The sequence below is a fragment of the Mycobacterium sp. SMC-17 genome, from assembly GCF_045310915.1.
Lineage (GTDB): Bacteria > Actinomycetota > Actinomycetes > Mycobacteriales > Mycobacteriaceae > Mycobacterium.
In genome coordinates this window covers 14,766-29,404 of the sequence record NZ_JBJIAK010000032.1, presented here as the reverse complement: position 1 = coordinate 29,404, position 14,639 = coordinate 14,766, and the positions used below count along the sequence as shown (strand labels likewise).

Sequence of the window (14,639 nt, the reverse complement as noted above, 5' to 3'; positions counted from 1 at the left end):
GCCATGGAGCCAGTTTTCCGCGGCATCGAGATTGCCGCCAAGGCGGCCGTCGCCGCCACGGGAACCCGGATCACTTACCAAGGGCTGGAACACATTCCGGATACGGGCGGTGCGGTGATCGCGATCAACCACACCGCGTACGTCGACTTCTTGCCGGCCGGGTTGGCCGCCACGCATCGGCGGCGCCGGGTCCGCTTCATGCTCAAGGCCGAGGTGCAGCAGGTGCCGATGGGCAATTTCCTGGTCAAGCGCGCCGGGCTCATCCCCGTCGACCGCAGCTCCGGTGGCGACGCATATCCCATCGCCGTCGAGCGACTGCGCGCCGGGGAACTGGTCGGGGTGTACCCGGAGGCCACGATCAGCCGCAGTTTCGAGCTCAAGGAGTTCAAGACCGGCGTGGCGCGGATGGCGCTCGACGCGCAGGTGCCGATCATCCCGGTGATCGTCTGGGGCGTGCACCGGATGTGGACCAAGGATCACCCGAAGCGGCTGGGGCGCAAGAAGATTCCCGTCATCGTTCGGGTGGGTGCGCCGATCGAGGCGAGCGGTCCTGTCGCGCAGGTGATGGCGACGTTGCAGCAGACGATGACCGAGCAGTTGCACGCCGTCCAGGAGGAGTACCCGCACCCGCCGGGTGAATACTGGGTGCCGAGCCGATTGGGCGGCGGCGCCCCGACGCCCGAGGAGGCCGAAGTGCTGGAGAAGGCCGAGCGGGCCCGCCGGGCAGCTGGGGGCCGGTGATGCTGCCCGCACTGATTGCCACCGACGTCGACGGCACGCTGCTCGACACCCATGAGCGGGTGACGCCGCGGACGCGCGCCGCCGTGCAGGCCGCCGTCGCGAACGGCGCGAAGTTCGTGCTCGCCACCGGCCGGCCGCCACGCTGGATTCCCCCGGTGGTCGACGCCCTGGGACTGTCGCCGATGGCGGTGTGCGCCAACGGCGCGGTGCTCTACGACTCCGCGGCCGACCGGATCGTCTCGGCCCACACCCTGAGCCCGGATGCGTTGGGCGAGTTGGCCGAGATCGCCACCCGGGTGATCCCCGGCGTCGGGCTGGCGGTCGAACGGGTGGGCCGCACCGCGTTCGACGAGTCGATGCCGCAGTTCGCGAGTTCGCCCGGCTACGAGCATGCCTGGCACAACCCGGACAACACCGAGGTCTCGGTCGAGGACATGCTCAGCGTGCCGGCGGTGAAGCTGTTGATCCGCAAGGCCGGCGCGCACAGCGCCGATCTGGCCGCGGCGCTGGCGCCGCACGTCGGCGTCACGGGTGACCTGACCTATTCGACCAACAACGGGCTGATCGAGGTCGTGCCGCTGGGCATCAGCAAGGCGACGGGCGTCGCCGAGATCATCCGGCCGTTGGGCCTCACCGCCGAGGACGTCGTGACGTTCGGCGACATGCCCAACGACATCCCGATGCTGACCTGGGCCGGGCTGGGCGTGGCGATGGGCAATGCGCATCCGGAGGCCCTGGCGGCCGCCGACGAGGTCACCACGACCAACAGTGACGACGGGGTGGCCCGGGTCCTCGAACGTTGGTGGCTCTAGTCCGAGCCCGCTAGCTCTGCATCTCGATCCGGCTGAACCGCTCGAGCTGCACCGGCTCCTGCTTCGGCGGCGGCGGAAGTTCTTGTGGGACACCGTCGATGACGCGCGTCACGGTGCCGTTCTCGCGGTCGAAGTTGAGGGTGCCGTGCTGGAAGTTCTGCACGATCCACTGGGGTTCGGCGATCTCGCCGCTGGTGGGCAGCCCGAGGGCGCCGCGTTCGAAACCCAGTGCGCCCCAGGCGTCGTACAGCGCTCCGGTGAGCGGCTGGGCGCCGGTGTTCGGCGACCAGTACATGGCGCCGTGGTCGAAGGTCGCGTAGCGGGTGTGACCGTCGGCCGCGGCCTCCGGTGAGGTGGCGACACCGAGAGGGCCGGACGCCCCGCCCATCGCCTGCCACTTGTCGAAGATGGCGCCGCCGCGCAGCATGTCCATCGCGCTCAGGGCGCCGGGCGGCGCGGTGAAAGAGGCTGCGATGTCCCGCAATTCGCCCATGGCGGCATAGGCGGCGTTACCCGGGCAGTCGGTGTTGCCGACATCGCGGTGGGTGAAGATCGTCGGCAGCGTCGGCGTCGCGCCGGCGGGGAAGTGGGTGAACGAGCCGCCACCCGACGTCAGCACCACGCTGCCGAGGGGGTTGACGTGGTCCAGGCTCAGCCGCCAGCCGATGAGCCGGCCGGTCATCTTGAGCTGCAACGGCGTCGGGGGCACGGCGTCGAAGTCACCGAGCATGGCCACGCCCCAGGTGTCGACGTTGAAGCCACCGGTGTGCGAGCCCTCCACGGGTCGCGTCATGCCGCCGAACCGGCCCTCGAAGACCTGTCCGTACTTGTCGACCAGGGCGTTGTAAGCGATGTCGCACCAACCCAATTCGCGGGTGTGGTACTCGTAGATCGACCGGACGATGCCCGCGGAATCCTCGGGCGCGTAGTCGTTGCTGCCTGCGGTGTGGTGCACGATGGCCGCGCGCACGCCCGGGTCGTAGACCGGTTGTCCGCAGCGGACGCTCTCGTTGGCGCCCCACTGGGCGCGGCTGATGATGTTGGGCGGCTGGTTGGGCGCCGACACCGCGGTCGGCTGGAACTGCACGTCCGCGGGTGCCTCCGGCGGGCTGATGAGCACCGCTTTCATGCTGGGGCCCAACGGCTTTTCGACGTCGACCGGGCGGTATCCCAGGCCGGGGCCCTGCGGCCGGTCGCCGGCCGGCGGCGTGGCGGCGGCTTCGGCGGGCCGGGTCACCGCGATCTGGACGGTGTTGGTGCGGCCGACGAACACGGGTTCGGTGCCGCGCGTGGTGGCATGCGCTTCCCCGACGCCGTCGGGCGCCTCGACCTCGTACCAGGGGCCCCAGGTTCCGTCGGCCTTCTGGGCGCGCACGCGCGCCGAGGTTCCGGTGAAGTCCGACGCCGTGAGGGCGACCAGGGAGAAGGGCGTGTCCTGGTGAATTTCCCGGACGGTCTGTCCGCCGCCGACGCCGGCCAGTGGCTGCGTGTGGAGCTCGGGTGCGGACGGTTTGTCGTCGGTCAGGCCGGGGATGCCGGGGATGCCGCTGACGGCCAGCGGCACCATCACGACGGTCGCCGCCAGGGCGGACAACAGTATTGACGGTGCGGGACGACGGCGCGGCACAGCGCGAATGTTACGTATGTGTCAGGTGTTACCCGTGTTTCGACACGGATTACTGGGCTGTCAATTCTCTGCAAGACGCCGCAACGGCACCGCAGAGCCTTGTGGCTTCTGCGGTGCCGTCTCGGTTACAGGTCTTCAGTTGTGTATGACAGATGTCACGCGGGGGCCGGCAGTGCCGGTGCGGCCGCAGCGGCTGCCGCGGGGGCGGCCTGGGCGGACTTCACCGCTGACGTGATGGCCGGCACGACCATGCCCTTCAGCAGGTCGATCGCCTGCGTCGCACCCAGCTGGTTGGCCGCGCTGGTCAGGTCGCTGATCAGCCCGCCGCCACCGCTGCTCGGCGCCGCGCCGAGGCCGAGGCCGTCACCGCCACCCAGGCCGACCGACGGGTCGCCGAGGATGGGGTAGCTGCCACCGAGGCCCTGGCCCGGGCCGAGGCCCAGGCTCGCGTTGGGATCGGTCATGGGCATGCCTGCGGTGCCGAGGCCCGCCGGGCTCGCGCTGATCGACGGCGTCGTCAGACCCGTGGCGTTCAGGCCGGGAGCGGTCAACCCGGGCGTGCTCACGCTCGGGAGGGTCGCGCCCTGGGTCGTCAGACCCGCGCTGGGCAGGGCGCCCAGGCCCGGGGTCAGCGATGACGGGCTGGTGGCGCCCAGGCCGGTCGGCGGGGTCAGGCCGGGTGCGGTCGCCCCGGTCGGCGGGGTCAGGCCAGGCGCGGTCAGCCCGGTCGACGGGGTGGTGCCCAGGCCCGGGGTCAGACCGGCCGGCGGAGTGAGCCCACCCGCCGGGGTGAGGCCGGCCGGCGGGGTCAGGCCGGGGGTGGTGCCCAGGCTGGGGCTGGTACCGAGGCCGGGGGTCAGGCCGGTCTGCGGGGTCAGGCCACCGGTCAGCGGGCTGGGGGAGCTCGCGGCTCCGCCCATGAGGTTCGGCAGGTTGACGCCGAACTGGGACAGGCCCTGCGACAGCGCGGACATGACCTCGTTGGGCAGGTCGGTCACGAGCGCGGCCTGGACGAATTCCCGGTGCTGCGGTGTCGGGTTTGCCGGGGTCATCTCGGCGACCGCCACGAGTGCGATCGGACTTGCGACGGCCACGGCGGCGACTGCGCTCATGGCTGTCGAGAGCTTGCGTCGACGTCGGTTAGGCACGGAAGTCTCCTCAATCTGTGGGGTACGGCTCGAGCTGGCTTGCTGAGTCGTCGGTACTGACGCAATCGATGTTAAAGCTGTGATTAGTGGGATTAGAGTGACGATGCGGAATCGTGAGCGAATTGCGACCGGCCCGCGCACTGCCCGACCCGACCGGGTGTTTTCGGGCCGAACGGCCTCTGTCGGATACCCTGAACGCCGATGACCTCCGCTGATTCCCGGGGCGCTGCGACCCAGTCCTCCGGCCCTTATGACCTCATCGTCGTCGGCTCCGGATTCTTCGGACTGACGATTGCCGAGCGCGCGGCAACCCAACTCGACAAGCGGGTGCTGGTCGTCGAGCGCCGTCACCACCTGGGCGGCAACGCCTATTCCGAGGCCGAGCCCGAAACCGGCATCGAGGTGCACAAGTACGGCGCGCACCTGTTCCACAACTCCAATCAGCGGGTGTGGGACTACGTGCGGCAGTTCACCGACTTCACCGGCTACCAGCACCGCGTCTTTGCCATGTACGACGGCCAGGCCTACCAGTTCCCGATGGGGCTGGGTCTGGTGTCGCAGTTCTTCGGGCGCTACTTCAGCCCGGACGAGGCCCGCGCCCTGATCGCCGAGCAATCCGCCGAGATCAACACCGACGACGCGCAGAACCTCGAAGAGAAGGCCATCTCGCTGATCGGCCGGCCGCTCTACGAGGCCTTCGTCAAGGGCTACACCGCCAAGCAGTGGCAGACCGATCCCAAGGATCTGCCCGCGTCGATCATCAGCCGCCTGCCGGTGCGCTACAACTTCGACAACCGCTACTTCAACGACACCTACGAGGGTCTGCCGGTCGACGGGTACACCGCCTGGCTGGAGAACATGGCCGCCGACGAGCGCATCGACGTGGTGCTGAACACCGACTGGTTCGACGTGCGCGACCGGCTGCGGGCCGAGAACCCCGACGCGCCGGTGTTGTACACCGGCCCGCTCGACCGCTACTTCGACTACTCCGAGGGGCGGCTGGGCTGGCGCACCCTGGACTTCGAGATGGAAGTGCTGCCCATCGGGGACTTCCAGGGCACGCCCGTCATGAACTACAACGATCCCGACGTGCCCTTCACCCGCATCCACGAGTTCCGGCACTTCCACCCCGAGCGGGATTACCCGACCGACAAGACCGTCATCATGCGGGAGTACTCGCGCTTCGCCAACGACGACGATGAGCCGTACTACCCGATCAACACCGATTCGGATCGCGCGATCCTGGCGGCCTACCGCGCCAGGGCCAAGGCCGAAACCGAGGAGAACCGGGTGCTGTTCGGGGGCCGGTTGGGCACCTATCAGTACCTCGACATGCACATGGCCATCGCCAGTGCGCTGAACATGTACGACAACGTGCTGATGCCGCATCTTCGTGACGGCGTGGCACTCGCCGGTGCAGAAAGTAGCTGAAGACCATGAGCGACATCCCATCCGGCGCACTGGCGTCGGGAGAGTCCCGTGCGGTGAGCCTGCTGTCGCGGGTCATCCTGCCCCGTCCGGGTGAGCCCCTCGACGTCCGCAAGCTGTACATCGAGGAGTCGTCCACCAACGCCCGGCGCGCGCACGCCCCGACCCGCACCACCCTGGAAATCGGTGGGGAGTCCGAGGTTTCGTTCGCCACCTACTTCAACGCGTTCCCGGCCAGCTACTGGCGGCGCTGGACGATCCTGACGTCGGTGGTGCTGCGCGTCGAGCTGACCGGCAGCGCCCGTGTCGACGTCTACCGGTCGAAGGCGACCGGCGCGCGAATCACCGTGGGCGGCAGCGAGATCGCCAGTGGTGAGGACGGCCTCCCGGCGGTGGTCGAGTTCGAGATCGGCCTGGAGCCGTTCGAGGACGGCGGCTGGATCTGGTTCGACATCACCACCGACAGCGCGGTGACGGTGCACAACGCCGGGTGGTACGCCCCCGTGGAAGCGCCGGGCCGCGCGAACATCACCGTCGGTATCCCGACCTTCAACCGCCCGGCGGACGCCGTCAACGCCCTCGCGGCGCTGACGTCGGATCCGTTGGTGGACAAGGTGATCGGTGCGGTCGTCGTGTCCGATCAGGGCGCCAACAAGGTCAAGGACCACCCCGACTTCGCGGCGGCCGCGGCGCCGCTGGCCGACCGGCTGGCCATCCACAACCAGCCGAACCTCGGTGGCTCCGGCGGCTACAGCCGCGTCATGTACGAAGCGCTGAAACACACTGACTGCGAACAGATTCTGTTCATGGACGACGACATCCGCGTCGAGCCCGACTCGATCCTGCGGGCGCTGGCGTTCAACCGGTTCGCCAAGACGCCGACCCTGGTCGGCGGCCAGATGCTCAACCTGCAGGAACCCTCGCACCTGCACGTCATGGGCGAGATGGTCGATTCGGCGAACTTCATGTGGACGCACGCCATCAACGCCGAGTACGACCACAACTTCGCGAAGTACCCCCTCGCCGACGAGGAGGAGTACCGCAGCCGGATCCTGCACCGCCGCATCGACGTCGATTACAACGGCTGGTGGATGTGCATGATCCCGCGCGCGGTGGCCGAGGAACTCGGTCAGCCGCTGCCGCTGTTCATCAAGTGGGACGACGCAGACTACGGCCTGCGTGCCGGCGAGCACGGCTACCCGACGGTGACCCTGCCGGGGGCGGCGATCTGGCACATGGCGTGGAGCGACAAGGACGACGCCATCGACTGGCAGGCGTACTTCCACCTGCGCAACCGCCTCGTCGTGGCGGCGCTGCACTGGGACGGCAACATCCGTGGCCTGGTGGCGAGCCACTTCAAGGCGACCATGAAACACCTTCTGTGCCTTGAGTATTCGACGGTGGCCATCCAGAACCGGGCGATGGACGACTTCCTCGCCGGGCCGGACAACCTGTTCACCATCCTCGAGTCCGCGCTGCCCGAGGTGCGCGCCATGCGTGCCGAGTACCCGGACGCGGTGGTGCTGGAGAGCGCGACCTCGTTGCCCGCGCCGTCGGACAAGAAGTGGCGCCGCAAGGTCAAGATTCCCACCAGCTTGCCCGCCATCGCGGTCCGGCTCACCCGCGGCGTCGTGAACCAGCTCAAGCCGCACGACCCGGAACACCATGTGCGGCCGCAGATCAACGTCGCGACGCAGGATGCCCGCTGGTTCTCGCTGTGCATGGTCGACGGTGTCACCGTCACCACCGCCGACGGCCGCGGTGTCGTCTACCGCCAGCGCGACCGCGAGAAGATGTTCGAGTTGCTGCGTGAGTCGCTCAAGCGTCAGGCGCTGCTGGTCCGCAAGTTCAACCGCATGCGGAAGGTGTACCGCAACGCCCTGCCGGAGCTGACGAGCAAGGAAAAGTGGGAGACCGTGCTGCTGGCCTCCCAGCCCGAGTCGGCTGGTGCCCGGTGAGCCTCGAAGGTATCGAGGGTGATGCCATCGCCAGTGCGCCGCGCGGCGAGGACGCCATCCTGGTCGGTGTCCAGTCCGCGCTGACCGGTCGTCCCGGCGTCCTTGCCGGCGCCCGGGCGCTGTCGTACTTCGGTGAGCACAGCCTGGGCTGGTTCGCCGTGTGCGGTCTGGGCGCGCTGCTGCAGCCGCAGCGCCGCCGGGCCTGGGTGACGGCCGGTGTCGGCACGTTCCTCGCCCATGCGGCCGCCGTCCTGATCAAGCGGGTGGTGAAGCGCGAACGCCCGCAGCACCCGGCCATCGCCGTCAACGTCGGCACCCCGAGCCGGCTGAGCTTCCCGTCGGCGCATGCGACGTCGACGACCGCCGCCGCGATCCTGATCGGCCGGGCCACGGGCCTGTCGCTGCCGTGGTTCCTGGTACCGCCGATGGCGTTGTCCCGCTTGGTTCTCGGCGTGCACTACCCCAGTGATGTGCTCACCGGTGTCGTGGTGGGAACCGTGGTCGCCGAATCAGTCGGGGCGGTTTCGGAGCGAACTGCCAAGCGCGAACCGAAGGCTGGGGTATGACCGAACAGACGCAGGAGCTGGGGCCGCCGAAGAATCTGGCCGCCGGCATCGTCAAGGCGCTGCGGCCGCGGCAATGGGTGAAGAACGTCCTGGTTCTGGCCGCACCGCTGGCGTCGCTCGGCGTCGGGGCCCACTACAGCTACAGCGAGGTTTTCAAGGCCGTCGGTGTCGCGTTCGTGGTGTTCTGTATGGCCGCGTCGTGTATCTACCTCATCAACGATGCCCGTGACGTCGAGGCCGACCGGGTCCACCCGACCAAGCAATACCGGCCCATCGCCGCCGGTGTCGTCTCGGTACAGCTGGCCTACTCGCTGGCCGTCGTGCTCGGTGTCGGCTCGCTGGCCATCTCGTGGTGGCTCACGCCCAGCCTGGCGATCGTCATGGCGGTGTATCTCGCGACGCAGCTGGCTTACTGCTTCGGTCTGAAACATCAAGCGGTGCTGGACATCTGCATCAATTCGTCGGGATTCCTGATCCGCGCCATCGCCGGTGGCGCGGCCGCCGGCATCCCGCTGTCCAAGTGGTTCCTGCTGGTGTTCGCGTTCGGCTCGCTGTTCATGTCGGCCGGAAAGCGTTACGCCGAACTGCAACTCGCCGAACGCACCGGCGCCAAGATCCGTAAGGCGCTGGAGTCCTACACCAGCAGCTACCTGCGGTTCGTCTGGACGCTGTCGGCGACGGCCGTGGTGCTCTGCTACGGCCTGTGGGCCTTCGAGGGCAACAAGGGCCCGTGGTTCGCCGTGTCGATGGTGCCGTTCACCGTCGCGATCCTGCGCTACGCCGTCGATGTCGACAGCGGAGCAGCGGGTGAACCCGAGGAGATCGTGCTGAACGACCGCGTGTTGCAGCTGCTGGGCGTCGCCCTGGTCGCCACGCTGGTCGCCGCGATTCTGCCCGGACTGGTCCGGTGATCGACTCGCCCGCTCGGCAATTGCTGCGCGGGCCGGTCTTCCCGTATGGCCGGGCCGCGCGGATCAGCCTGTGGTTGAGCGTCGCGGTGTCTGCCGCGTTGTTCGGCTGGGGCGCCTGGCAGCGCCGGTGGATCGCGGACGACGGCCTCATCGTGCTGCGTACGGTGCGAAACCTGTTGGCCGGCAACGGTCCCGTCTTCAACGTCGGTGAGCGCGTCGAGTCCAACACGTCGACGCTGTGGACCTATCTGGTCACCCTCGGGGCCTGGATCGGCGGCTCGGTGCAGCTCGAGTACGTGGTCCTGGCATTGGCGCTGACGCTGAGCGTGGCGGGCCTGGTCTTCGCGATGCTCGGCACCGGCCGGCTGTACGCCCCCGGACTGCGGGGGCGTCGCGCGCTGTTGGTGCCGGCCGGCGCCCTCGTCTACATGGCCGTGCCGCCGGCGCGTGACTTCGCGACGTCGGGCCTGGAGAACGGCCTGATCATGGCCTACCTGGGGCTGCTCTGGTGGATGATGGTGTGCTGGTCGCAGGCCTTGGCCGTGGCCCCGCCCGAGGCCCGCGAAGCCGATGCCAACGCCACCAGCGCCCGGTTCGACGGCGCCCTGGCCTGTCTGGCCGGCCTGTCGGTCCTGGTGCGGCCCGAACTCGCCCTGATCGGCGGGGTGGCCCTCGTCATGCAACTGGTCGCGGCCCGGGGCCGGCGCCGCCGCCTCGTCATCGTGGTGGCCGGCGGCCTGCTCCCGATCGCCTACGAGATCTTCCGGATGGGCTACTACGGCCTGTTGGTGCCCATCACCGCGCTGGCCAAGGACGCCACCGGCTCCAAGTGGCAGCAGGGGTTCGTCTACCTCGGCAACTTCAACCGGCCCTACCTGTTGTGGATCCCCGCGGTGCTGACCGTGGCGCTGGCGATTGTGTTGTTCGTCACTCACAGCCGGCCCTGGTGGGGCCAGACGGCCCCGCGCGGCTACAGCTCGCTGGCCCGCCGGGTTCAAAGTCCCACTGCCGTAGTGATTTTCATGGCCGGCAGCGGCCTGGTGCAGGGGCTGTACTGGCTGCGTCAGGGCGGCGACTTCATGCACGGCCGGGTGTTGCTGGTTCCGCTGTTCTGCCTGGTCATCCCGGTTGCGGTGATTCCGATCGTGCTTCCCGACGGCAAGAACATCGCCCGCGAGGTCGGCTACGCGCTGGCCGGCACGACGGCGGCCCTGTGGCTGGCGGTGGTCGGCTGGTCGCTGTGGGCGGCCAACTCGCCGGGCCTCGGATACGACGCCACCCGCGTGACCTACTCGGGAATCGTCGACGAACGGCGCTTCTATTCGCAGGCCACCGGGCATGCGCATCCGCTGACGGCCGCGGACTACCTGGACTACCCGCGCATGCGAGCGGTGCTGGCGGCCATCGACAACACCCCGGTCGGTGCGCTGCTGCTGCCGTCGGGCAACTACGACCAGTGGGACGTGGTTCCGGCCATGCCGCCGCCGGTTCCGGACCCGACGTCGCCGCCGCCGCCGAACTGGTTCGAAAAAGGTCCACACACAGTCTTTTTCACCAACCTGGGCATGATGGGCATGAACCTGCCGCTCGAGGTCCGGGTGATCGACCAGATCGGGCTGGCCAACCCGCTGGCCGCGCACACGGCACGGCTGGACGACGCGCGCATCGGTCACGACAAGGATCTGTTCCCGGACTGGGCGGTGGCCGAGGGGCCGTTCCTGCGCAAGCGCCCGTGGATTCCGACGTATCTCGACGAGGACTGGGTGGCCCAAGCAGCGGTCGCGCTGACATGCCCGGAGACCGAGACGATGCTGAGCTCGGTGCGCGCCCCGATGGGCGTTCACCGCTTCATGTCAAATCTGGTACACGCGTTCACATTTACGCGTTACCGGATCGATCGCGTGCCGTTATACGAGTTGTACAGGTGCAAGCTCGATGTGCCTCCGAGGCTGTCGACCCCTTACACTGGCTTACCGGCTACCGGTCCGTAGTTTCAGCGCATGAGCGCTGGCACGGTCTGAAGCGTAGGTAACGCCGGGGAACCATGCGGCGATAACCACTCGGGCGTGTGCGCCCGGCCTGATCGTCACCTCAACGGCAGAGGCGGTGATGAGGGTTGTCCGTACGCCGTCATAGGAAAGATTAGGGAGCGGTATGAGTTTCGTTGGGAAGATGCGGTCGATGGCCAAGGCCATGCCGCGCCGGATGGCGGTTGCGGCCGTTGCCGCGGCAGCGCTGCCCGGTCTTGTCGGGGTCGTCGGTGAAACGGCGACTGCAGGGGCTTTCTCGCGTCCCGGTCTGCCGGTTGAGTACCTGCAGGTTCCGTCCGCGGCCATGGGTCGCGACATCAAGATCCAGTTCCAGAGTGGTGGCGCGGGCTCGCCGGCCGTGTACATGCTGGACGGTCTGCGTGCGCAGGACGACTACAACGGCTGGGACATCAACACCGCCGCCTTCGAGTGGTACAACGGCTCGGGCATCTCGATGGTCATGCCCGTCGGTGGCCAGTCCAGCTTCTACAGCGACTGGTACAAGCCGGCGTGCGGCAAGTCGGGCTGCCAGACCTACAAGTGGGAGACCTTCCTGACCCAGGAGCTGCCCGCTTACCTGCAGGCCAACAAGTCGGTCAAGCCGACCGGTGGCGCTGCTGTCGGTCTGTCGATGGCCGGCTCGGCCGCGATGACCCTCGCCATCTACCACCCGCAGCAGTTCATCTACGCGGGCTCGATGTCGGGCTTCCTGAACCTGTCCGAGGGCTGGTGGCCGTTCCTGGTCAACATCTCGATGGGTGACGCCGGCGGCTACAAGGCCGACGACATGTGGGGCTCCACTGGCGACCCGAACAACGCCTGGAAGCGCAACGACCCGTTCGTGAACATCGGCACCCTGGTGGCGAACAACACCCGTCTGTGGGTCTACTGCGGCGACGGCAACCCGAGCGACCTGGGCGGCGACAACGTGCCGGCCAAGTTCCTGGAGGGCCTGACCATCCGCACCAACCGCACCTTCCAGCAGACCTACCTGGCTGCCGGTGGCACCAACGGTGTGTTCAACTTCCCCAACAGCGGCACCCACGACTGGGGCTACTGGGGCCAGCAGCTGCAGGCCATGAAGCCTGACCTGCAGCGTGTGCTGGGTGCTTCGGGACAGGCGTAACACGCTCATCCTGAGGTAAATCCTCTGGCAACAACTCGCACTGGCGGCGGCGACCTTGACGGGTCGTCGCCGCCAGTCGTTTACGGCGGCGTAGCCGAACATCACCCCATCCGCTGGCAACGTTCCCTCCCTTTGTCCGGGACAGCCGTCGAGGTGATGTGGTTCACTACAACGCGGGTTCAGGACGCTCGACGATCACGACAGGTGAGGTTGGTTATGGGGCTGCAGGCAATGTTCCGGACGATGGCCGCGACGGCGGCGGCGGTAGTGCTCGCCGGCGGCCTCCTGACGGGCACCGGAACGGCCCGCGCCGCGGGTGTCGAGACGTTGATGGTGCCCTCGGCCGCGATGGGCCGCGACATCCCGGTGACGTTCCAGGCCGGTGGCCCGCACGCGGTCTATCTGCTCGATGCCTTCAACGCCGGCCCGGATGTGAGCAACTGGGTCACCGCGGGCAACGCCATGGGCACCCTCGCCGGTAAGGGCATCTCGGTGGTCGCCCCGGCCGGCGGCGCGTTCAGCTTCTACACCAACTGGGAGCAGGACGGCAGCAAGCAGTGGGAGACGTTCCTGAGCCAGGAGCTGCCGGACTATCTGGCCGCCACCAAGGGCCTGGCCCCCAACGGCCACGGCGTCGTCGGCGCGGCCCAGGGCGGCACCGCGGCCCTGACGCTGGCCGAGTTCCACCCGGACCGGTTCCGCTTCGCGGGCTCGCTGTCGGGCTTCCTGACCCCGTCGGCGACGACGTTCAACGGCGCCATCACCGCCGGCATGCGTGAGTTCGGCGGCGTGGACACCTACGGCATGTGGGGCGCCCCGCAGCTGGGCCGCTGGAAGTGGCACGACCCGGATGTGCACGTGAGCCTGCTGAACCAGAACAACACCCGGATCTGGGTGTTCAGCCCGTCGACGGTCACCTGCAGTGACCCGGCCGCGATGATCGGTTACTGCGACCAGGCGCAGGGCAGCAACCGCGCCTTCTACGCGCATTACCGCAGCGTGGGCGGCCACAACGGGCACTTCGACTTCCCCGACGGCCCGCAGCACGACTGGGGCAGCTGGAGTGGTCAGCTCGGTGCCATGTCGGGCGAACTGGTGAGCGTCATCCGCTAGCCCAACCGGAGTGATCTTGCCGACGGAACGCGCCGGCGTGACCAGTCCGTGACGCCTGCTGACTAGATTCGGATGGCAACCGCTTGATTCAGCCCGCAGGAGACCTCACACCACATGGCCACCAACAATCGCCGCCGCCGCCATCGCATCCTCGCCATTGCCGCGGCGGGTGCGGTGGCACTGCTGGTCATCGTGGTCGCGTTCGCGATCGTGGTGTGGCTGCGTCAGCCCGGTGAGATCCCGGGGCCGACGCCGCCCTCGGCGCAGCCGCCGACGTCCGGTCCCAGCGCGAAGCCGTCCAAGCCGCGGCCGGCGTACCAGTCGGCCGACTGCCCCGATGTGCAGCTGATCTCGATCCCGGGCACCTGGGAGTCCTCACGGGCGCTCGACCCGCTGAACCCGACGCCGTCGTTCCCGATCGCGCTGCTGCTGAACGTCAGCAACCCGCTCGGCCAGCAGTTCGGTGCCGACCGGTTGGCGCAGTACACGGTGCCCTACACCGCGCAGTTCCATAACCCGCTGGCCGCGGACAATCAGATGTCGTACAACGACAGCCGCGAAGAGGGCAAGAAGAAGGCCGTCGAAGCCATCACGGACATCAACAACCGCTGCCCGCTGACGAGCTTCGTCATCATCGGCTTCTCACAGGGCGCGGTGATCGCCGGCGACATCGCCAGTGACATCGGCAACGGCCGCGGTCCCATCGACCAGGACCTCGTGCTCGGCGTGACGTTGATCGCCGACGGCCGGCGCCAGCCCAATGTCGGCAAGGACATCGGTCCGAACCCGCCGGGACAGGGCGCCGAGATCACGCTGCACGAACTGCCGCTCGGCATGCTCGGGCTGAACATGACGGGACCGCGCGTCGGCGGCTTCGGTGCGCTCAACGACCGGGTCAACGAGATCTGCGGAAAGGGCGACCTGATCTGCGCCGCGCCGACCGAGGCGTTCAACGTCGTCAACCTGCCCAGCACGCTCGCCACGCTGTCGGGCAGCGCCGCGGGACCGGTGCACGCGCTGTACAACACGCCGCAGTTCTGGACGCTCGACGGCCAGACCTCCACACAGTGGACGCTGAACTGGGCCAAGGACCTCGTCGACAACGCGCCGCACCCCAAACACGGCTGACATCACTTGTTGGCTACTGGCGAGTACAAAACCGGTGGGGCGATTTGGCCT

The 14,639-nt window shown here is 68.3% G+C and carries 12 protein-coding genes; 10 read left to right on the top strand and 2 right to left on the bottom strand.

Annotation, left to right across the window (positions count from 1 at the left end):
• The first annotated feature begins 3 nt into the window (after positions 1-3).
• Together ACJH7A_RS19700 and ACJH7A_RS19695 are read left to right on the top strand one after the other, a co-directional pair.
• On the top strand, positions 4-741 hold the full coding sequence (locus tag ACJH7A_RS19700) for a 1-acyl-sn-glycerol-3-phosphate acyltransferase (RefSeq protein ID WP_212807548.1): 738 nt from the start codon (positions 4-6) through the stop codon (positions 739-741).
• A complete protein-coding gene (locus ACJH7A_RS19695) occupies positions 741-1,553 on the top strand; it encodes an HAD family hydrolase (protein ID WP_212807546.1) in 813 nt (270 codons plus the stop codon). Before ACJH7A_RS19700 ends, ACJH7A_RS19695 begins: the two co-directional genes overlap by 1 nt.
• Before the next feature lie 10 nt (positions 1,554-1,563).
• Here the strand turns inward: ACJH7A_RS19695 and ACJH7A_RS19690 are convergent, their stop codons facing one another.
• The gene (locus ACJH7A_RS19690; RefSeq protein WP_212807544.1) at positions 1,564-3,180 is read right to left on the bottom strand and encodes an N-acetylmuramoyl-L-alanine amidase; all 1,617 of its coding nucleotides are present in this window, start codon (positions 3,178-3,180) and stop codon (positions 1,564-1,566) included.
• Positions 3,181-3,335: 155 nt separating this feature from the next.
• Positions 3,336-4,328: a hypothetical protein gene (locus ACJH7A_RS19685; protein ID WP_212807542.1), complete on the bottom strand. Its 993-nt coding sequence runs from the start codon at positions 4,326-4,328 to the stop codon at positions 3,336-3,338.
• Positions 4,329-4,529: 201 nt separating this feature from the next.
• On the opposite strand from ACJH7A_RS19685, the gene glf reads away from it, so the two are divergent.
• The 8 genes from glf to ACJH7A_RS19645 all read left to right on the top strand — a co-directional run bounded on the left by glf (position 4,530) and on the right by ACJH7A_RS19645 (position 14,588).
• The gene (gene glf / locus ACJH7A_RS19680; protein ID WP_212807540.1) at positions 4,530-5,759 is read left to right on the top strand and encodes a UDP-galactopyranose mutase; all 1,230 of its coding nucleotides are present in this window, start codon (positions 4,530-4,532) and stop codon (positions 5,757-5,759) included.
• A 5-nt stretch (positions 5,760-5,764) separates the two neighbouring features.
• On the top strand, positions 5,765-7,714 hold the full coding sequence (locus ACJH7A_RS19675) for a glycosyltransferase (protein WP_212807538.1): 1,950 nt from the start codon (positions 5,765-5,767) through the stop codon (positions 7,712-7,714).
• A 26-nt stretch (positions 7,715-7,740) separates the two neighbouring features.
• Positions 7,741-8,280: a phosphatase PAP2 family protein gene (locus tag ACJH7A_RS19670; protein WP_212814508.1), complete on the top strand. Its 540-nt coding sequence runs from the start codon at positions 7,741-7,743 to the stop codon at positions 8,278-8,280.
• Complete coding sequence (locus ACJH7A_RS19665) at positions 8,277-9,191, top strand: decaprenyl-phosphate phosphoribosyltransferase (RefSeq protein ID WP_212807536.1); 915 nt, start codon at positions 8,277-8,279, stop codon at positions 9,189-9,191. Before ACJH7A_RS19670 ends, ACJH7A_RS19665 begins: the two co-directional genes overlap by 4 nt.
• Positions 9,188-11,182, top strand: coding sequence for a flagellar motor control protein ZomB (zomB, locus tag ACJH7A_RS19660; RefSeq protein WP_371824498.1), 1,995 nt, complete (start codon positions 9,188-9,190; stop codon positions 11,180-11,182). Before ACJH7A_RS19665 ends, zomB begins: the two co-directional genes overlap by 4 nt.
• 163 nt (positions 11,183-11,345) lie before the next feature.
• Complete coding sequence (locus ACJH7A_RS19655; protein WP_133426184.1) at positions 11,346-12,347, top strand: esterase family protein; 1,002 nt, start codon at positions 11,346-11,348, stop codon at positions 12,345-12,347.
• A gap of 243 nt (positions 12,348-12,590) precedes the next feature.
• Complete coding sequence (locus tag ACJH7A_RS19650; protein ID WP_406774526.1) at positions 12,591-13,460, top strand: alpha/beta hydrolase-fold protein; 870 nt, start codon at positions 12,591-12,593, stop codon at positions 13,458-13,460.
• Positions 13,461-13,574: 114 nt separating this feature from the next.
• Positions 13,575-14,588, top strand: coding sequence for a cutinase family protein (locus ACJH7A_RS19645; RefSeq protein ID WP_212807532.1), 1,014 nt, complete (start codon positions 13,575-13,577; stop codon positions 14,586-14,588).
• Positions 14,589-14,639: the final 51 nt, after the last annotated feature.

Bases quoted from the DNA above. Each gene is read 5' to 3' on its own strand.
- ACJH7A_RS19665 (WP_212807536.1), top strand. From the start codon at position 8,277: ATGACCGAACAGACGCAGGAGCTGGGGCCGCCGAAGAATCTGGCCGCC.
- ACJH7A_RS19655 (WP_133426184.1), top strand. From the start codon at position 11,346: ATGAGTTTCGTTGGGAAGATGCGGTCGATGGCCAAGGCCATGCCGCGC.
- ACJH7A_RS19695 (WP_212807546.1), top strand. From the start codon at position 741: ATGCTGCCCGCACTGATTGCCACCGACGTCGACGGCACGCTGCTCGAC.
- ACJH7A_RS19645 (WP_212807532.1), top strand. From the start codon at position 13,575: ATGGCCACCAACAATCGCCGCCGCCGCCATCGCATCCTCGCCATTGCC.
- glf (WP_212807540.1), top strand. From the start codon at position 4,530: ATGACCTCCGCTGATTCCCGGGGCGCTGCGACCCAGTCCTCCGGCCCT.
- ACJH7A_RS19675 (WP_212807538.1), top strand. From the start codon at position 5,765: ATGAGCGACATCCCATCCGGCGCACTGGCGTCGGGAGAGTCCCGTGCG.
- ACJH7A_RS19700 (WP_212807548.1), top strand. From the start codon at position 4: ATGGAGCCAGTTTTCCGCGGCATCGAGATTGCCGCCAAGGCGGCCGTC.
- ACJH7A_RS19650 (WP_406774526.1), top strand. From the start codon at position 12,591: ATGGCCGCGACGGCGGCGGCGGTAGTGCTCGCCGGCGGCCTCCTGACG.